Genomic DNA, 18,465 nt, shown 5'->3' with positions numbered 1-18,465 from the left:
TCTGTACGATTAGCGGGACAGTATAAAGTTTCAGTCGGTTAATGAATAAGAAGGACGCGCGACAGTTATGACACTGATGTGGATTTTACTCCTGCCGCTGCTGGGGACTATGGTGCCGCTACTTGCCGGCAAAGGAAGCCGTACTACCTGTGCTTTAGCCACGGGAGTAGCTCCGGCGTTGGCGCTGGTATTATTACTGCTTCAGGCCCCTGAAGTATTTTCTGGTGAGACCCTGCGCTTCTTTGTTAGCTGGATACCGCTGCTCGGGCTTGATATTACCATTACGCTGGATGGGCTGGCGTTTTTATTCAGTTTGCTAATCCTCGGCATTGGCCTGCTGATTATTGTTTACGCCCGTTATTATTTGTCTGAACGTGACTCAATGCCGCGTTTCTTTGCGTATCTGATGCTGTTTATGACGGCGATGCTGGGCATAGTGCTGTCGGGTAACCTTCTGCAATTGTGGTTGTTCTGGGAATTAACCAGTATCAGCTCGTTTTTATTAATCAGTTTCTGGTGGCACAAAGCAGAAGCGCGCCGCGGTGCGCGCATGGCGCTAACGGTAACCGGCGCGGGTGGTTTAGCATTATTAGCAGCCTTTCTGATGATTGGCGACATTGTTGGCAGCTATGACTTACAGCAGGTATTAGCCAGTGCAGACCAAATACGTCAACACAGCCATTACCCGATATTATTAGTGTTGTTTCTGCTGGGTTGTTTTACCAAGTCAGCTCAGTTTCCGTTTCATTTTTGGCTGCCAAACGCCATGGCAGCGCCAACGCCGGTAAGTGCTTACTTACACTCTGCTACTATGGTTAAAGCAGGCATTTTTTTGCTGGCGCGGTTTTATCCGGCATTGTCTGGCACTGAGTTATGGTTTGTGCTGGTCAGTGTTGCTGGCCTTGCGACCTTACTGATTGGCTCTTATCTGGCATTGTTTAAACACGATTTAAAAGGTTTGCTAGCTTATTCCACCATCAGTCATCTGGGGCTTATTACATTACTATTTGGTATGGGCACTGATCTGGCTGCTGTGGCTGGTTTATTTCATATCATTAATCATGCAACCTTTAAAGCTTCGCTGTTTATGGCGGCCGGCATTATTGATCATGAGTCCGGCTCCCGTGATATGCGCAAGCTCAATGGTTTATGGCAATTTATGCCGATTACCGCCACGCTGGCAATGGTTGCAGCGGCAGCAATGGCGGGTGTACCGCTACTGAACGGCTTTTTATCAAAAGAAATGTTTTTCGCTGAAACCCTGCACCAGCATTTGCTCGGCTCTTTATCTTGGGTTATTCCGGTACTTGCGACCATAGCGGCAATATTTTCAGTAGCTTATTCAACGCGGTTTATTCACGATGTATTTTTTAACGGTCAGCCCAAAGGCTTATCCAAAACTCCGCATGAACCGCCTCGTTATATGCGCGTGCCGGTCGAAATTCTGGTTGCGCTGTGTATTCTGGTCGGAATTTTCCCAAGCTATATGATTGGCGACTTGCTGCATGCTGCATCAGAGGCGGTACTGGCTGGAAATGTACCTCAGTATAGTCTGGCGATATGGCACGGTTTTAATCTACCATTGCTGATGAGTGTGCTGGCCGTGTCGGGTGGCGTGCTGATTTACATCAACCGTAAGCATCTGTTTGATTTTCAAAACACACTGCCGGATGTTGATGCGCTGAATAGTTTTGAACGGGGCATTAAGCAGTTTGCTGCACGCTGCCACCGCTTTTATCAGTGGCTGGATAACGGCTCTTTGCAGCGTTACATGACGCTGGTGCTGCTCAGTTTTGTGTTACTGGCCGGTTTACCCCTAATACACCTGACGACACTTTGGGGCGGGCGGGAAGAGCTGCCGATAGATGCCGTCAATGGCGCTGGTGCGGCGCTGTTGCTGATTGGGGCTTTTGCTACCGTAATGTGGCATCGTAAACGGGTTGTGGCGCTACTAATGATCTCTGTAGTTGGGTTGATGGTCTCTATCGCTTTTACCCGCTTTTCAGCGCCGGATTTAGCACTAACCCAGCTGTCAGTTGAAGTAGTAACTATTATTCTGCTGATGCTGGCGCTGTTTTTCCTACCGCATAAGACACCAAAACAATCTGAATCCTCCCGTGTGGTGCGTGATCTAAGTATTGCCAGTATGGTGGGTGTTGTGGTTGGCAGTTTAAGTTATGCGCTGATGACCAGGCCGTTTAATACCATTTCAGACTTTTTTCTCACTAACGCTAAAACCGGCGGCGGTGGCACCAATGTTGTAAATGTCATACTGGTTGATTTCCGTGGCTTTGACACACTAGGCGAAATTACCGTGCTAGGTATTGCTTCGTTGGGTATCTTTAAACTGCTGACCAGAATTCCATTGTTTAAACCCAGTAGTGATGGCGAAGGCCGGCCCTGGGCGCTGGAGCGGCATTCTCTGCTGCTGGCTACCGTATCACAGAGTTTGTTACCGCTGGCGATTATGGTATCCATCTATATTTTCTTCCGTGGCCATAACTTGCCGGGTGGCGGCTTTATTGCCGGGCTTGTTACAGCAGTTGCCATTATTCTGCAGTACATTGCGCATGGCGTGGACTGGGTAAAAGAGCGGATGAACGTTGAGTACCAGCGCGTGGTGGCGATTGGCTTGATGATTGCGCTATTTACCGGTGCTGCCAGCTGGCTGTTTGGCCGGCCATTCCTGACATCCTGGTTCGACTATTTTGATATACCGGTGCTTGGCAAAATTGAACTGGCCAGTGCGATTGCCTTTGATTTAGGCGTATATATTACGGTGGTTGGTTCTACGCTGCTGATTCTGGCTAATCTCGGTAAGATGACGACCGCGCACCGGCCAGTGCATAAGGAAACGATCTGATGGAAACTCTGTTTGCCAGTTGTATAGGCTTTCTTACGTTTTGCGGTATTTTTCTGATGTTACGCGGCCGTACCTTTCCGGTGATGCTGGGGCTGACGATGCTGTCCTATGCCGTTAATCTGTTTATTTTTGCCTCCGGCCGCCTGACCCTGCGCGGTGCAGCGGTGCTGGGAACCAGTGAGCAGTATGCAGACCCTTTGCCACAGGCGTTGGTGCTGACCGCTATCGTAATAGGTTTCGCCATGACCGCATTTTTAGTCATCCTTGCTATCCGCGCCCGTGCCGATCTGGGCAATGACCATGTCGATGGTAAACTGCCTGATGCTGATGGCATGAAGAGGGAGAGTCGTTGATGTGGCATTTAATTACGGCACCTATTTTATTGCCGATGCTAACCGCGCTGGTCATTATGCTACCGCCGGTACACTATTCGCCAATGCGCCGGCGTTGGGTCAGTATGATTTCAAGCGCAGTTCAGCTGGTGCTGGTGGTGATTTTGCTGCTGCATGTACAGCAAAATGGCTTGCTGCACTACGCAATAGGTAACTGGCAGGCACCGTTTGGTATCATTCTGGTTGCAGATACTTTATCTATGGTGCTGGTGTGTTTAACGTCATTTCTGGCACTGGGGGCTATTTGCTATGGCAGCGCCGGTGAGGACGAGAAAGGGTCGTTTTTTCACCCGTTATTTCAGTTTCAGGTGATGGGCATCAATGGTGCGTTTTTAACCGGAGATCTGTTTAACCTGTTTGTGTTCTTCGAAGTACTACTGATTGCCTCTTACGCACTGCTGATCCATGCCGGTGGTAAGAACAAAACCAAAGCTGCTGTACATTATGTGGTACTGAACCTGACTGGTTCTGCCATTTTCCTGTTTTCACTGGCGGTATTGTACGGCACTCTTGGTACACTGAACATTGTAGATATGGCACAGAAGGTTGCGGTGCTGCCGGCTGAGGATCTGATGCTGGTAAAATCAGGCGGTCTGATGCTGATGATCGTATTTGCGCTAAAAGCGGCAGTGCTGCCACTGCAGTTTTGGCTGCCAGCCACCTATTCATCGGCTTCAGCACCTGTGGCTGCACTGTTTGCGGTAATGACAAAAATTGGTATCTATGCGCTGCTGCGGGTGTACACCACAATATTTGGTGCTGATGCGGGGCCGTTGCAGGGAATGGCTGCAGACTGGTTACTGCCGGCAGGCCTTGCCACTATAGTGCTTGGCGCTATTGGTGTGATATCCAGCCACGATTTTCGTAAACTGGTTGCGAATCTGGTGCTGGTATCCGTGGGTACGCTTGTTGCCATGGTCGCGCTGCATACTGAGTTATCTGCGGCGGCGGCATTATATTACACCGTGCATTCTACTCTAGTCACGGCTGCGCTGTTTTTGATTGCTGATCTGATTTCTAATCAACGTGGTAAAGCGGCAGACCGTCTGGTTTCTGGCCGGCGGGTAGTACAGCCGATATTGCTTGGCAGCCTGTTTATGCTGGCGGCGATGGCTGTTGCCGGCTTACCGCCTTTGTCCGGTTTTATTGGTAAGCTTATGTTGCTACAGGCGGTGACGGAACCTGCAAACCGCGCCTTACTTTGGACGGTGATATTAATGTGCAGCCTGCTGGTGATAGTGGGCTTGTCGCGTGCTGGCAGTACGTTGTTCTGGCGGGTAAGTGGTGGTGATGCAACTGGTGATAAGGCCGCGCCATTACAGGTATTTGCTGTATGCTGGCTGTTATTGGCCAGCCCGTTACTGGTGGTATTTGCCGGACCTTTAACTGAGCTGACGCAACAGGCTGCGGCACAGTTATATGATACGGACACTGCCGCCAGGACAATACTTGGCTCCGCCACTGCAGAGGGGGATGCGCCATGAGATTTGATGCAAAGTATCGCTGGCTGCCCACGCCATACCGCAGTGTCATGCTGTTTGTTGTCTGGTTATTGCTGAACCAGAGCATTGAGGCTGTACATTTATTTTTTGGGGTTGTGCTGGCACTGCTTATCCCATTATTGATACAGCGCTTTCGTGATCCTCAACCTGTCATCGAACGGCCATTGCTGGCACTGCGCTATATGCTGCGGGTACTGGCCGACATAGTGGTTGCCAATGCTCAGGTAGCAGTGCTGATCCTGGGGCCCAAAAGGCGGCTAAACCCGGCGTTTGTCAAAGTACCCCTGGATCTGCAGCACGAGCTACCTATAACGATTCTGGCCAGTACGGTGTCGATGACGCCGGGCACCGTAAGTGCGGAAGTGCTACCCAGCACTGAAAGCATTAAGCCAGGTGAGCCCTTACCACAACGTTGGTTATTAATTCATGTACTGAACCTGACTGATGAGGCGGCGCTAATTGAATCAATTAAACAGCGCTATGAAGCCCCACTAAAGGAGATTTTCAATGCTGGATAATGTCATTATGCTGGTGTTTGCAATGATCAGCATTGCACTGTTGCTAAACCTGTGGCGGTTGCTGCGGGGGCCCAGCCTGCCAGACCGTATTCTGGCGCTGGATACCATGTATATAAATAGTATTGCATTGATCATTTTGTATGGTCTGCTTATGGGCTCGCCGCTGTATTTTGAGGCCGCACTGCTTATTGCTATGCTGGGGTTTGTCAGTACTGTCGCCGTTTGTAAGTTCTTATTGCGCGGCGACATTATCGAGTAGGAGAGTACTATGCAACACTGGATGGAATGGGCAATCGCGTTTTTTCTGCTACTGGGCGGCAGCTTTGTGTTGATAGGGTCTATCGGTCTGACCAGGATGCCTGACTTTTTTATGCGTCTGCACGGGCCGACCAAAGCCACAACGCTTGGTATGGGCGGCATACTGCTGGGGTCAATTTTTTTCTTCAGCCTGACCGGAGATGTGAGTATTCACGAACTGTTGATTACTATTTTTCTGCTGATCACAGCACCAATCAGTGCTCATATGCTGATTAAAACAGCGTTACATCATAAACTGACTGCGATCAGTAAAACACGTGGGTTGGATAAAATACCCCCTGCTCAGGTGAAAGCGCATGATAGGAATGTGTAGCTAAGATTGAATGGCGGTGTACAAAGGGTTATTAGCGTAGCTAGTTTTCGTCGAAGCCGTTTTTAATAAGATCGGCGACGGCTCGTAGCGCCTGTGTAGCGTCTTCACCATCTGCACAAACCAGCAATGTCTTGCCTTTGCTACTCGCCAGCATCAGCAGTGCCAGCACACTGCTAGCGTCTGCTGTCTTATCTTCCTGTACCAGTTCAATTTTTGCCTGAAACTGCTGACATAACTGTGCCAGCTTGGTGGCTGCCCGGGCATGTAACCCAAGTTGATTTACAATAGTGACTTCTTCACTGCACTTCATCAGCTTGCTCTGCCGTGATGGCGTACCAACTCACGATGGCGTGTTTGCACGTCGTCTCTTAAGTTACGGTAACTTTCAGCCAGGCTTTCAACGATATAGACAGAACGGTGTTGGCCGCCGGTGCAGCCAATTGCAATTGTTAAATAGCTGCGATTATTACGTTCCAGATGCGGTAGCCAGGTACTGATAAAACTGTTTATTTGCCAGATATACTTGGCGACTACCGGTTCAGAAGCCAGATAGTCTTTGACTGGCTGGTCCAGCCCGGTCAGCGGCTTTAAATCCGGCTCCCAGTGTGGATTGGGCAGGAAACGGGCATCAAATACAAAATCGGCATCTTTAGGGATGCCATATTTAAAGCCGAAAGATTCAAACAGAATGACCAGTCGGCCGGTTTTTTGGCCCAGAATACGTTCGCGCAGCTGCTCAGCCAACTGATACACATTTAACTCAGTAGTATCAATGTACAGGTCAGCCCGGCTGGATATCGGGTCAAGTAATTGCTGCTCGCGGGATATAGCATCGTCCAGTGACATCGCCTGATGGGATAACGGGTGCAGGCGACGGGTTTCGCTGAAGCGCTTAATTAAACTGGCATGATCGGCGTCCAGATACAGAATAGTTAAATCCAGCTTTCGTGGCAGATAGGACAGGATCTCAGCCAGCTCATCGGGGTCTTGTGGCAGATTTCGAACATCTATACTGACAGCAACACGCTCGTACTGCCCCATCACTGTAGTGGCCAGCGTTGGTAGCAAATTAACAGGGATGTTATCTACACAGTAGTAGCCAAGGTCTTCCATCACACGTAAGGCAACAGATTTGCCTGAACCGGAACGACCACTAACTACCAACAGCTTCATTTTGCTGTTTCCATTGAGCTGTAGTCGACCAGCAACTGGTATAACTGCTGGTTTGTTTCTGCATGACGGATTTTTTTAGTCAGCTCTTTCTGGCTCAATAGTTTGGCGATGCCTGCCAGTGTACTTAAATGAGCCTGACACTGATCTTCCGGGATCAGAATCGCGCAGAATATATCGACCGGTTGATTGTCTATCGCGTCAAACGGAATCGTTTCTTTACTGACTACGAATACTAACACCGGCTGAGTGACAGTTTTGAGTTTGCCATGGGGGATCGCAATGCCGCCACCTATGCCTGTAGAGCCTAGTTTTTCCCGGGTCATCAGAGCTTCAAGGATACTGTACTCAGATATGTCTGGCAGGCGCTGATGTGCTAGCTCAGCAATATATTCCAGAATACGTTTCTTGCTGTTAAAAAGAACTGCACTTTTAGTGCAGTTCTCGGTAAGCATTGCGGTTAAATTCGTCATAATCTAATCAGTGTCGGGCTATTTTCTCTTTATGCTTAATGACCTGGCGATCTAACTTGTCTATCAACTGGTCTATGGCAGCATACATATTTTCATCTTCAGATACTGCGAATACTTCAGCACCATTAAGATGCAGCTTAGCTTCAGCAATCTGTTTCAATTTTTCCACGTTTAGGATCACATGTACATTGTTTATATGATCAAAGTGCCTTTCCAGTTTGGCAAATTTACTATCTACGTATTGTTTTAAGGCAGTGGTGATTTCAACATGGCGACCGGTCAGATTGATTTGCATAGACATATTCCTTCTTTTAGGCTTATTTACAGCAAGGTCTTGCGTTGATTTGACGGCGGAATATACAGAGACTCACGATACTTAGCGATGGTACGCCGCGCAACGTTAATGCCCTGTTCCATCAGAATATCGGCCATTTTACTGTCACTAAGCGGTTTGGCCGGATTCTCCGCCGCCACTAATTTCTTAATAAATGCACGAATAGCTGTCGAAGAACATTCTCCACCACTTTCTGTACTCACATGGCTGGAAAAGAAGAATTTAAGCTCAAATATACCCCGGGGTGTATGCATATATTTCTGCGTCGTGACTCGCGAGATTGTCGATTCATGCATGCCAACCATTTCGGCAACGTCATTTAACACCATAGGCTTCATCGCTTCCTCTCCGTGCTCAAAAAAAGCCTGCTGCTGCTGAACGATACAATTTGCCACTTTTAATAACGTTTCGTTGCGGCTTTCCAGACTTTTCAGAAACCATTTTGCTTCCTGCAGATGAGAGCGGATAAACTGGGTATCTGCGCTATTTTTTGCGGTACGCGACATCGCGGCATACTGCTGGTTTATACGTACTTTAGGCATAGCGTCAGGGTTTAGTTCAACCTGCCAACGGCCTTTTACTTTTATCACGCTAACGTCCGGAATAACGTATTGTTGCTCTTCACGAATAACGTCAGCGCCTGGGCGGGGGTTAAGGCTATGGATCAGCCGCATGACTTCCCGTAACTCGTCTTCTTTCAGTTTAGTCACACGCATCAAAGAACGAAAGTCACGGTTAGCTAAAAGTTCTGTATGGTCACGGATCATGCTTTGCGCAGCTGACAGGAAGGGGGTATCCGCGGCAAACTGGCGTAGTTGAACCAGCAAACACTCCTGAATAGATCTGGCACCAACCCCCACCGGGTCGAATAACTGAATACGCTTAATGACGGCTTCAACTTCGTCGGCTTCGATATCCTCTATCCCCAGCGACTCCAGAATCTCCTCGCAGCTGATGGTCAACAGGCCATTGTCGTCAATGGCTTCAATAATAATTTCAGCTATTGCCCGGTCAGTATCCGAGAAGGGCGTAAGTTGCATTTGCCAGCGCAGGTAGTCCTGTAACGTTTCACTGGTTTCACCCTGATAGACAAAATCTTCATCGCTGCCGCTGTTTCCGGCACTTACCGGCGCTGCACTAACCAAATCATCCCAGTTGTTGTCCAGCGGCAAGTCTTCCTGAATATTCTGCTCTGACATCGCTTCACTGCTGTCAGGTTCGCTCGGCTCATAGTTGTCGTCTGCTATCTGTTCTGAGTCGGTAGAGTTGAGTGAGGAAGGATCTGAGGTGTCTTTGGCATCAGCAGAAAAACTGTCATAGTCGTCTTCGGCTTCCAGCAATGGATTGGCATCCAATGCTTCCTGAATTTCCTGTTGCAACTCAATCGTTGACAGCTGTAACAAGCGTATAGCCTGCTGCAACTGCGGCGTCATGGTAAGTTGCTGTCCTAAGCGAAGTTGCAAAGAGGGCTTCATCTACTTCTACCGTTATCCTACTGAATAATGTGTTGAGATTGTTTTTCGCTAACTATAGCCTGAATTGCTCACCGAGGTATACATCACGGACCTTCTGATTTGCCAATACCTCTTGCGGTGGTCCCGACGCAATCAGCTCGCCATGACTGACAATATAGGCAATTTCGCAGACATCAAGCGTCTCGCGCACGTTGTGGTCGGTTATTAATACACCAATACCGCGCTGACACAGATGCTGGATAATCTTTTTGATATCCAGTACTGATATTGGGTCTACGCCGGCAAAAGGTTCGTCGAGCAGAATAAAAGCCGGGTCTGCTGCCAGTGCCCTTGCTATCTCTACCCTGCGCCTTTCGCCACCAGACAGGCTCATGCCAAGACTATGCTTGATATGGCCAATATGAAATTCTTCCAGTAAATCGTCTGCTATTTCTTCGCGTCTGCTGGCACTGAGATCTTTGCGGGTTTGTAATATAGCCAGCAGGTTTTCATATACCGTCAGCTTGCGGAAAATTGAACTCTCCTGCGGCAGATACCCTATGCCCTGACGGGCCCGGGTATGAATGGGGTCGAAGGTGATATCTTTGTCGTTCAGGCTGATATGACCTTTGTCTGATGGCACCAGACCGACAATCATATAAAAAGTCGTCGTTTTGCCTGCCCCATTGGGCCCGAGCAAACCGACGATCTGACCTGCATTCACTTCAAGGCTGACATCTTTAACAACTTGCCGGCCTTTGTAACTTTTCGCCAGGTGCGAAGCAACTAACTTCATGGATTATTCTTTTCCTCCGGCGTAAAAATCGTTGTTACGCGTTTTGACTCGTTACTTTCCGCACTTAGTTGCTGTTTTTCCACGTTATATTTGATAATGGACGCTTTGACAACACTACCGCTTTGCGTCAGCTCTGCGTCTCCACTCAACGTCAGAGTGCGGTTTGACGGCTCATACCGCATTTCACTTGCCGTGGCGGTAACCGGCTTACCATCCGCTAATAACTGAGAATAACTCACGGGTGAACCGGTAGCGATATATACCTCTTTGCCCTTGCCTGCACTGGCATTAATCTCCAGCTGGTCGGCTTTCATCTGTAGTGAGCCTTGTGTAATCACCACATTATTACGATAAGTCAGGACGTTTTCCTGCACTGAAACCAGATTATCGGCATCGATCTGAATTTGTTGGGTGTAGTCTGGCTGTGCAGCCATCACCGCAGAGCTGCTTAGCAGCAGAGCTAAGATAAGATTATTCTTCATTACGATATACCGTCTGCTCATGTTGTACTAACTGGAAAGTTTTGCTGGTCAAGTCAGCTTTAATGCCACTACCTTTGATATAAAAGCCTTGTCCCTGAATTAACACTGGTTGGTTGTTTTGTAACTTGTTGTCAGGGAACAGCATTTCCAGCGTATCTGTCTCAAGCCAGTCAATAAGCTCATTTTGCTGCAGGCTATCAATTCTGACCTGTTGCTCAAGGATTATTTTATCCTGGGGGAACCATACCGCGTATTGACTACTGGCTTGCCAGCTTGGCTGATGATCTTCGTTATACAGGGTATACACTGGCTTTTCAAACTGTGTAAATCCCAGTAGTTCAAAATGTTCAAGTCGTTGTGCACTGACGCTGTCTACCAGATAGCCATCACTGTCAAACAGTCGTCGGGTAATATTCTGTGCAATATAGTCAGGCATCAGTTCCTGATCGGTTTGCAAGGCATCATTGCTGTCAGTAGGTTCAAACCAAAGATAAGCAGCGGTGCCGGTCAGTATCAGAACGAGTAAAACCAGTATTTTTCTCATGTGCTACTGCCATCAAATAGGCCGAATTTATCCTGACTGATTAACAGCAGGTCGCATAGTTCGCGCACTGCACCAAACCCGCCAGGTATGCTGGTGACAAAATGGGCATGTTTGACCAGATAGGGGTGAGCATCGTTTACGGCAACAGCCAACCCGCAATGCTGCATTACGACCCAATCAGCTAAGTCATCGCCGATGTAGGCAATTTGTTGTGGCAGAAGTTGCAGTTGCTGCTGTAATTCTTCAAACGCAGCAGTTTTATTTTCTTGCCCCTGATAGATATAAGGCACGGTTAATGATGTCATCCGTTGCTGCACTATGGCTGAATTTCTACCGGTAATCACCGCCACCTCTATGCCGGCCTGGCGTAGTGCTTTAATGCCATAACCGTCCCGGGTATGGAAGGCTTTAAGCTCTTCGGCGTTATTACCCAGATAAATGCGTCCGTCGGAAAACACACCGTCAACATCGCAGATTAATAGCTTAATGTCGCGGGCACGACGCACAATATCGTTACTTACAGGGGTGTAAAGGCTGTTAAAAAGTGACATTTATAATACCCCGGCCCGCAGCAGATCGTGCATATTCATTGCACCGACAGGTTTGCCGGCATCGTCGATAATAATCAGTCCGTTAATTTTCTTCTGCTGCATTATCTGCAGCGCCTCAGCGGCTAATTGTTGTGCCTGTGCCGTGATACAGTTTCGTGTCATAACGTCAGCGATTTGGTTGCTATGGATATCATAGCGCTGGTCCAGAATACGGCGCAGGTCGCCATCGGTAAATACGCCAGCCATTTTGCCTTGCTCGTCAACAACGGCTGTCATACCCAAGCCTTTTTTTGAGATTTCCAGCAAGGCATCTTTAATTGTCGCACTGTACAACACTGCCGGCACCTGCTCGCCGGTGTGCATAATATCTTCCAGGCGCAATAACAACTTACGTCCCAGGCTGCCACCAGGATGTGATAGCGCAAAGTCATCGGCAGAAAAGCCTCTGGCGTCGAGCAAAGCGACTGCCAGTGCGTCACCCATGGCCAGTGTCGCCGTGGTACTGGCTGTCGGGGCTAAGCCTAGTGGGCAGGCTTCTTGTTCAACTTTGACACACAAGTGAGCGTCAGCCAGCTTGGCAAGGGTAGACGCCGGGTTACCTGTCATGGCAATCAGCTTGATACCAAGTCTTTTGATAACCGGCATAATGGTCAGAACTTCAGCGGTTTCGCCGGAGTTCGAAATAGCAATGACGATGTCAGCTGCGGACAACATGCCAAGGTCACCGTGACTGGCCTCACCCGGGTGAACGAAAAAAGCCGGAGTACCGGTAGAGGCCAGTGTCGCCGCTATCTTGCTGCCAATATGACCTGATTTTCCCATACCGGTGACAATGGTCTTGCCGGTGCTATCAAAAATCAGCTGACAAGCCAGATTAAAATCAGCATCCAGATATTGTTTTAGTTGTTCAACGGCAGCAGTCTCGATTTTGATTACTTCTGCCGCCCGGATTGTAAAATCAATTGTCATATTTTTGCCCCGGCGTTTACTGCGACATCGTGTTGAACAGCAAGTACTGATAACCAACAAAGCCGGATAACAGCAAGGCACCCTCTATACGATTAATGCGTTGACCTTTACCTATACGCAGAGACATCAGTAACATCGCAAGCGTTGCAGCGATCATCACATAGCTATCCCGGCTACCGGCCATGGGATCCAGCGAGTCGGGGCCAATAACGGCACCTAAGCCTAATACAGCCAGAATATTAAAAATATTGGAGCCGATAATATTGCCAAGCGCCAGGTCATCCTCACCTTTGAAGATGCCAATGATGCTGGCGGCGAGTTCAGGCAGGCTGGTGCCGATAGCGATAATAGTCAGGCCTATTACCAAGTCACTCATGCCAGCATAACGGGCGATGGTGACAGCGCCATGCACCAGTAATTGCGAGCTGGCAAGCAGAAGCAGCAAACCTATTACCACCCAAACTACCGCGCGCAGCAGTGAAATTTGCTCTGGCATTTCGCTGTTAATCTCAGCAATTAACGGATCATCGGCTTCGGCATGCTTACCCCAATATACCAACAGACAAATAAAGCCGGTGAATGCTACGAGCAGCAGCACACCTTCGGTGCGGGTTAACATATCATCGCTGATAAAGTAATAACCAAGCAGGGTACAAGCAAACAGTAATGGATACTCGCGTTTTAAGGTAAGCGAGGATACCAGTATCGGTTTGAGCAACGCGGCTGCGCCTATGACCAGCAAAATATTGGTAATATTAGAGCCTAATGCATTGCCAACGGACGTATCAAGCCGGCCTTGCCAGGCCGCACTGGCTGAAACCAGCATCTCTGGTGCGGAAGAGCCCATCGCTACTATTGTAAGGCCGATAATCATCGGAGAAATACCTGCGGTTCGGGCAACAGATGACGCACCGAATACAAAGCGGTCGGCGCTCCAGATCAGCAAAATCAGGCCAACCAACACAAAAATCACGGCTAATAACAAGGGTGACAAAATTTTTTCCCCAAATGCGCTGTCGAATCAGAGATTATTTTCCAGTTTATTGACTGTAATTGCAAAAAAAGCTGCGGTTTATCTAACGTAGCGAATTTTTAGCACAGTTTGTTACGATTTTTTGTAACGACTTTAGCGATGAAGCCGTTTACAATAATACAACCTTGGCTGCAGTATAATTGAAAACATACAAGTATGTATGTATATTGCAAACCTGTTTCAGCGAAGCCTGCCGTAAGGCAAAGAGAGTGAATTTGTCAGAAACATTGATTGATATTCAGCAATTGACGTTCAGTCGCGGCGAAAGAGTGATTTACCGGGACCTGAATATGCAGTTCGCGCGAGGTAAAGTGACAGCCATTATGGGGCCAAGCGGTATTGGTAAAACTACACTACTGAGGCTTATTGGCGGACAGTTGAAACCGGACAGTGGCAAAATTCTGTTCGGCGGGCAGGACATTCCGCAGCTGTCGCGCCATGCACTGTATCAGGCAAGAAAACGCATGAGCATGCTGTTTCAAAGTGGTGCTCTGTTTACCGAAATGTCAGTGTTTGACAATGTCGCCTTTCCTATCCGTGAACACACCCGCTTACCCGAGTCGCTTATCCGTTTGATTGTTTTGATGAAACTTGAAGCAGTAGGGTTACGGGGCGCACGGGATCTTATGCCTGCGGAATTATCTGGTGGTATGGCCAGGCGAGCCGCACTTGCCCGGGCAATAGCTCTGGATCCGGAGCTTATCATGTATGACGAGCCCTTTGCCGGCCAAGACCCTATCTCTATGGGCGTTATTGTTCGTCTTATCCGCTCGCTGAACAATGCTCTGGGGTTAACGTCTGTCGTGGTGTCACATGACGTAACAGAAGTTATGAGCATTGCCGACTATGTCTATGTTGTGGCAGAGCAGAGCGTTATCGGGCATGGTACGCCAGAACAGCTGAGGCAAAGTGACTCGCCGCTGGTGCAACAATTTCTACAGGGCGAAGCTGACGGTGCCGTGCCGTTTCATTATAAAGCGGCGCCTTATGAGACAGAATTAATGGAGTTAGCCAGGTGATCGCCAATAAGTTACAACAGCTTGGTGCAGCCACCATAAACAGTATTACCGGCTTTGGCCGCGCAGGCCTGATGCTATTCGGTGCTTTGCTTGGTAAACCGGATTTCCGTAAAGGATTTCCGCTGCTGGTTAAGCAGCTATACGTTATCGGGGTTTTGTCGCTACTGATCATACTGGTGTCCGGCTTGTTTATCGGCATGGTGCTGGCATTGCAAGGGTATACTGTATTGGTCAAGTTTGGTGCAGAACAAATGCTGGGACCTCTGGTTGCGCTGAGTTTATTGCGCGAGCTTGGCCCTGTAGTTGCCGCCTTACTGTTTGCCGGTCGTGCCGGTAGCGCCTTGACAGCAGAAATCGGTTTGATGAAAGCGACTGAGCAACTATCCAGTATGGAAATGATGGCCGTTGATCCCTTAAGACGTATTATTGCGCCGCGTTTCTGGGCCGGTGTCATCAGTTTACCTATGTTGGCAATCATTTTTACCGCCGTGGGGATTTTGGGCGGACATCTGGTCGGTGTCGATTGGCTTGGCGTTGACCAGGGTAGCTTCTGGTCTGCAATGCAGGCTAATGTCGATTTATATCAGGATGTATTTAACGGCATCATAAAAAGCGTGGTATTTGCGCTTATTGTTATCTGGATCGCTCTACACAAAGGCTATGACGCTGTACCTACATCAGAAGGTATCAGTGCAGCAACCACGCAAACCGTTGTTACGGCATCACTGGCAGTGCTCGGGTTTGATTTTATTTTAACGGCAATAATGTTTGGTGGATAACATGACCACGCGGAAAATAGAGATTTTAGTTGGTGGCTTTATCGTATTAGCGCTGGCCGCATTTTTAATGTTGTCATTAAAGGTTGCAAATAGCGGTATGGGGGCAAGTAGCGAAACTTACACCCTTAAAGCAAAGTTTGAAAATATTGGTGGTTTAAAAGTCCGCTCGCCGGTAAAAGTGGGTGGGGTTGTTGTAGGACGTGTGGCTGCCATTGAACTTGATACAACGTATTATACTCCGATAGTGACGCTGGCAATTAACAGCGATTATAACAATTTTCCTGAAACCAGCACTCTGGCGATCCTGACATCCGGATTATTAGGGGAGCAGTATTTGGGGTTGCAACCGGGTTTTATCGACGAGACTGTTGAAATTCTGGGTGATGGTGACTATATCGAAGACACTAAATCAGCTTTGGTACTGGAAGAGCTGATAGGTCAGTTTTTATTTAACCGCGGGAATTAAACATGAAATTGTACGCAACTTTTCTGGCTGGGGCATTAGCCGTTCTGAGTTATCTGCCACAGGCTTCGGCAGAAGTGGTCACCTTTACCGATCCATATAAAATGATGGAAGTGCTGGCCGACAATACTTTTAGCCGTATTGCTAAAGACCAGAGTAAAATTCAGGCTGATCCGGAAGTGTTGCGGGTAATTGTCAACGATGAGCTTGTTCCATACATCGACAGCCGTTATGCCGCACTGCGTGTTATCGGCAACAGCGCTGACCTTCGAAAGACACCTCGTGAAGATATACTGGCCTTTGTCGACGCCTTTCAGAATTATATGGTCGCCACGTACGCTGGTGTATTTACCCAATACCGTGATCAGAAAGTTATTATTGAACCCGCTGCTGGTGGTTTAGATGATCAGAAAATCATTACCGTAAAAACCAGGGTTATCGATCCGGGTAAACCAGATATCAAAATTGATTTCAAACTGCGTCGCGGTAAAGATGCAGACAACTGGTTGGTATTTGATATGGTCGCCGAAGGTATTTCATTGCTTGACAGTAAGCGTGCAGAATTAGGTAATCTTATCCGGCAGCAGGGGCTGGCTAGTGTGACAGCGCTGTTGCAGGAGAAAGCTAAAGCGCCTATTACCAAGCCTGCGGAGGAAAAGTGACGCTTAACATCGAGCAGCAAGGCGAGGTATTGTGTTTTACCGGTGTGCTAAATCGTGATACGTTAATGCTGTATTCACCGTTCAAACTGTTAAATGGCGTCTCAGAACGGGTAAATTTTGATTTTTCCGGACTTGAAAATATCGATACTGCTGGTCTGGCCTGGTTGTTGCAACAGCTAGCCGGGGCTAAGCAGCGTGGTATAGAGATCTCTTTGTGTAACGTTCCGAAACAGCTGTTATCATTAGCAGATGTAACGGCAGTCAGGCCGTTATTGCCCATTAGTAATTAAGGTTTCGTTTTGGATATTAAGCAAATAGAGCAACTGTTGTCAGAACAGTTGCAACTGACAGAAGTGCGCGTTAGCGCTGAAGGTTCTCACTATGCCGTGACGGCTGTAGGAGCCTGTTTTGCTGACGTCAGCCGGGTTAAACAGCAACAAATGGTTTATGCGCCGCTGATGGCGGCGATCGCTGATGGCTCTATTCATGCTGTTAGCATTAAGACCTTTACACCAGAACAATGGCGTAGAGAAAAACTTCTTAATCCTCCGATGTAGTAATTTATGCAACAATTTCTTGTTACAGGTGGTCAGGCATTACAGGGAGATGTATCTATCTCCGGGGCAAAAAATGCCGCTTTACCCATTCTTTTTGCCAGTTTGTTATCTGAAAAGCCAACAGTTATCAGCAATGTACCGAAGCTGAAAGACATTGAAACAACTGTAAAGTTGTTACAGTTGTTTGGCGCAGAAGTCAGCTTTAGCGATAACATTGTTCGGGTTGATGCAGGTAAGGTTGCAAATCAGTTTGCCCCTTATGAGCTGGTCAAAACCATGCGCGCTTCTATTTTGGCATTGGGCCCTTTACTAAGCAGATTTGGTCAGGCTGAAGTGTCATTGCCAGGTGGTTGTGCAATCGGTGCTCGCCCGGTCAATTTGCATATTGATGGCCTGCGTAAAATGGGCGCTGAAATCGTGGTTGAGAATGGCTATATTAAAGCCAATGCCAGCCGGCTGAAAGGTGCGCACATCATTATGGATATGGTAAGTGTTACAGGTACTGAAAACCTGATGATGGCTGCTGTTCTTGCCGACGGCACGACAACTATTGATAACGCTGCTCGCGAGCCTGAAGTGGTCGACCTTGCTGTATACCTGAATACAATGGGTGCGAAGATCCGCGGCGCAGGTACCGACAGTATAGTTATTGAAGGTGTTGCGGCGTTACACGGCGGAGACCATAAGGTGTTGCCAGACCGTATCGAAACGGGCACCTTCTTAGTGGCTGCAGCTGTCAGTGGTGGTGACGTAACCTGTCGTAATACTGACCCGGCAGAGCTCGAAGTTGTGCTGGATAAGTTACGTGAAGCTGGTGTTGAGATTACCACTGGTCCGGATTGGATACGCGCAAACATGACGGGGCGTAAGCTTAAAGCTGTGAAAGTGAAAACGGTACCTCATCCCGGTTTTCCAACTGATATGCAGGCACAATTTACAGTTTTAAATGTCGTCGCGGATGGCGTGGGAATGATAACTGAAACGATTTTCGAAAATCGTTTTATGCATGTCCCTGAACTGCAGCGGATGGGTGCGAAAATTAGTCTGGAAGGGAATACAGCGGTGTGTCAGCACACCGACAAACTCATGGCTGCTCAGGTGATGGCAACAGATTTGCGGGCATCCGCCAGTTTAGTGATAGCAGGTTTGGTGGCTGAAGGCACAACCATCGTCGATCGTATTTATCATATTGACCGTGGCTATGAGCAAATAGAAGACAAACTTAAGAAACTCGGTGCTAATATCGAGCGGGTAAACGCGGCTTAAGCCGCGT

At 48.2% G+C, this 18,465-nt stretch carries 24 protein-coding genes; 13 read left to right on the top strand and 11 right to left on the bottom strand.

Annotation, left to right across the window (positions count from 1 at the left end; translation table 11 throughout):
- Positions 1-67: 67 nt before the first annotated feature.
- From AC5SV9_RS08585 to AC5SV9_RS08560, 6 genes are read left to right on the top strand one after another with little or no spacing between them, the layout of a single operon-like run.
- Positions 68-2,863 carry a monovalent cation/H+ antiporter subunit A gene (locus AC5SV9_RS08585; RefSeq protein WP_475148090.1) on the top strand — a complete coding sequence of 932 codons (2,796 nt, stop codon included), beginning with the start codon at positions 68-70 and terminating at the stop codon, positions 2,861-2,863.
- Entirely contained in the window at positions 2,863-3,216 is a 354-nt protein-coding gene (locus AC5SV9_RS08580; protein WP_134052744.1) for a Na+/H+ antiporter subunit C, read from the top strand. The genes AC5SV9_RS08585 and AC5SV9_RS08580 overlap by 1 nt, the downstream gene beginning before the upstream one ends.
- Entirely contained in the window at positions 3,216-4,739 is a 1,524-nt protein-coding gene (locus AC5SV9_RS08575) for a monovalent cation/H+ antiporter subunit D (protein ID WP_475148088.1), read from the top strand. The genes AC5SV9_RS08580 and AC5SV9_RS08575 overlap by 1 nt, the downstream gene beginning before the upstream one ends.
- Complete coding sequence (locus AC5SV9_RS08570) at positions 4,736-5,275, top strand: Na+/H+ antiporter subunit E (RefSeq protein ID WP_475148086.1); 540 nt, start codon at positions 4,736-4,738, stop codon at positions 5,273-5,275. Before AC5SV9_RS08575 ends, AC5SV9_RS08570 begins: the two co-directional genes overlap by 4 nt.
- Entirely contained in the window at positions 5,265-5,534 is a 270-nt protein-coding gene (locus AC5SV9_RS08565) for a K+/H+ antiporter subunit F (RefSeq protein WP_134052737.1), read from the top strand. Before AC5SV9_RS08570 ends, AC5SV9_RS08565 begins: the two co-directional genes overlap by 11 nt.
- 9 nt (positions 5,535-5,543) lie before the next feature.
- The gene (locus tag AC5SV9_RS08560) at positions 5,544-5,906 is read left to right on the top strand and encodes a Na+/H+ antiporter subunit G (RefSeq protein ID WP_226766423.1); all 363 of its coding nucleotides are present in this window, start codon (positions 5,544-5,546) and stop codon (positions 5,904-5,906) included.
- A 40-nt stretch (positions 5,907-5,946) separates the two neighbouring features.
- On the opposite strand, the gene AC5SV9_RS08555 is transcribed toward AC5SV9_RS08560, so the two are convergent.
- Genes AC5SV9_RS08555 through AC5SV9_RS08505 form a run of 11 tightly spaced genes read right to left on the bottom strand, consistent with a single transcriptional unit; the run spans position 5,947 to position 13,673 of the window.
- A complete protein-coding gene (locus AC5SV9_RS08555; protein ID WP_134052733.1) occupies positions 5,947-6,216 on the bottom strand; it encodes an HPr family phosphocarrier protein in 270 nt (89 codons plus the stop codon).
- A complete protein-coding gene (gene rapZ, locus AC5SV9_RS08550; RefSeq protein WP_226766424.1) occupies positions 6,216-7,079 on the bottom strand; it encodes an RNase adapter RapZ in 864 nt (287 codons plus the stop codon). The genes AC5SV9_RS08555 and rapZ overlap by 1 nt, the downstream gene beginning before the upstream one ends.
- Entirely contained in the window at positions 7,076-7,549 is a 474-nt protein-coding gene (gene ptsN / locus AC5SV9_RS08545) for a PTS IIA-like nitrogen regulatory protein PtsN (RefSeq protein WP_134052729.1), read from the bottom strand. Before ptsN ends, rapZ begins: the two co-directional genes overlap by 4 nt.
- Positions 7,550-7,556: 7 nt before the next feature.
- Positions 7,557-7,844, bottom strand: a complete 288-nt coding sequence (gene hpf, locus AC5SV9_RS08540; protein WP_134052727.1) for a ribosome hibernation promoting factor — start codon at positions 7,842-7,844, stop codon at positions 7,557-7,559.
- A gap of 26 nt (positions 7,845-7,870) precedes the next feature.
- Entirely contained in the window at positions 7,871-9,358 is a 1,488-nt protein-coding gene (locus AC5SV9_RS08535) for an RNA polymerase factor sigma-54 (protein WP_475148084.1), read from the bottom strand.
- 52 nt (positions 9,359-9,410) lie between these two features.
- The gene (lptB, locus tag AC5SV9_RS08530; protein ID WP_475148083.1) at positions 9,411-10,133 is read right to left on the bottom strand and encodes an LPS export ABC transporter ATP-binding protein; all 723 of its coding nucleotides are present in this window, start codon (positions 10,131-10,133) and stop codon (positions 9,411-9,413) included.
- Positions 10,130-10,615, bottom strand: coding sequence for a lipopolysaccharide transport periplasmic protein LptA (gene lptA, locus AC5SV9_RS08525; RefSeq protein ID WP_134052721.1), 486 nt, complete (start codon positions 10,613-10,615; stop codon positions 10,130-10,132). Before lptA ends, lptB begins: the two co-directional genes overlap by 4 nt.
- Positions 10,605-11,159, bottom strand: coding sequence for an LPS export ABC transporter periplasmic protein LptC (gene lptC / locus AC5SV9_RS08520; RefSeq protein ID WP_134052719.1), 555 nt, complete (start codon positions 11,157-11,159; stop codon positions 10,605-10,607). Before lptC ends, lptA begins: the two co-directional genes overlap by 11 nt.
- The gene (gene kdsC, locus AC5SV9_RS08515) at positions 11,156-11,710 is read right to left on the bottom strand and encodes a 3-deoxy-manno-octulosonate-8-phosphatase KdsC (RefSeq protein WP_475148080.1); all 555 of its coding nucleotides are present in this window, start codon (positions 11,708-11,710) and stop codon (positions 11,156-11,158) included. Before kdsC ends, lptC begins: the two co-directional genes overlap by 4 nt.
- Positions 11,711-12,679: a KpsF/GutQ family sugar-phosphate isomerase gene (locus AC5SV9_RS08510; RefSeq protein WP_475148078.1), complete on the bottom strand. Its 969-nt coding sequence runs from the start codon at positions 12,677-12,679 to the stop codon at positions 11,711-11,713.
- A 16-nt stretch (positions 12,680-12,695) separates the two neighbouring features.
- A complete protein-coding gene (locus AC5SV9_RS08505; RefSeq protein ID WP_397471322.1) occupies positions 12,696-13,673 on the bottom strand; it encodes a calcium/sodium antiporter in 978 nt (325 codons plus the stop codon).
- A gap of 248 nt (positions 13,674-13,921) precedes the next feature.
- Here AC5SV9_RS08505 and mlaF point away from each other — a divergent pair, with 248 nt between their 5' ends.
- From mlaF to murA, 7 genes are read left to right on the top strand one after another with little or no spacing between them, the layout of a single operon-like run.
- Positions 13,922-14,731, top strand: coding sequence for a phospholipid ABC transporter ATP-binding protein MlaF (gene mlaF / locus AC5SV9_RS08500; RefSeq protein ID WP_273023215.1), 810 nt, complete (start codon positions 13,922-13,924; stop codon positions 14,729-14,731).
- A complete protein-coding gene (gene mlaE / locus AC5SV9_RS08495) occupies positions 14,728-15,510 on the top strand; it encodes a lipid asymmetry maintenance ABC transporter permease subunit MlaE (protein WP_226766428.1) in 783 nt (260 codons plus the stop codon). Before mlaF ends, mlaE begins: the two co-directional genes overlap by 4 nt.
- A 1-nt stretch (position 15,511) precedes the next feature.
- Positions 15,512-15,976, top strand: coding sequence for an outer membrane lipid asymmetry maintenance protein MlaD (gene mlaD, locus AC5SV9_RS08490; RefSeq protein ID WP_134052708.1), 465 nt, complete (start codon positions 15,512-15,514; stop codon positions 15,974-15,976).
- A 2-nt stretch (positions 15,977-15,978) separates the two neighbouring features.
- Positions 15,979-16,635 carry an MlaC/ttg2D family ABC transporter substrate-binding protein gene (locus tag AC5SV9_RS08485; protein WP_475148075.1) on the top strand — a complete coding sequence of 219 codons (657 nt, stop codon included), beginning with the start codon at positions 15,979-15,981 and terminating at the stop codon, positions 16,633-16,635.
- Positions 16,632-16,925 (top strand): STAS domain-containing protein, encoded by a 294-nt coding sequence (locus AC5SV9_RS08480; RefSeq protein ID WP_475148072.1) that lies wholly within the window; start codon positions 16,632-16,634, stop codon positions 16,923-16,925. The genes AC5SV9_RS08485 and AC5SV9_RS08480 overlap by 4 nt, the downstream gene beginning before the upstream one ends.
- 9 nt (positions 16,926-16,934) lie before the next feature.
- Positions 16,935-17,192 (top strand): BolA family protein, encoded by a 258-nt coding sequence (locus AC5SV9_RS08475; protein ID WP_475148070.1) that lies wholly within the window; start codon positions 16,935-16,937, stop codon positions 17,190-17,192.
- Between the two features lie 6 nt (positions 17,193-17,198).
- Entirely contained in the window at positions 17,199-18,458 is a 1,260-nt protein-coding gene (gene murA / locus AC5SV9_RS08470; RefSeq protein ID WP_475148069.1) for a UDP-N-acetylglucosamine 1-carboxyvinyltransferase, read from the top strand.
- Positions 18,459-18,465 lie beyond the last annotated feature (7 nt).

Source organism: Rheinheimera sp. ATLC3 (assembly GCF_059429535.1).
The sequence above is the reverse complement of the archived record's forward strand: the minus strand, read 5'-3'. Positions and strand labels throughout refer to the sequence as shown.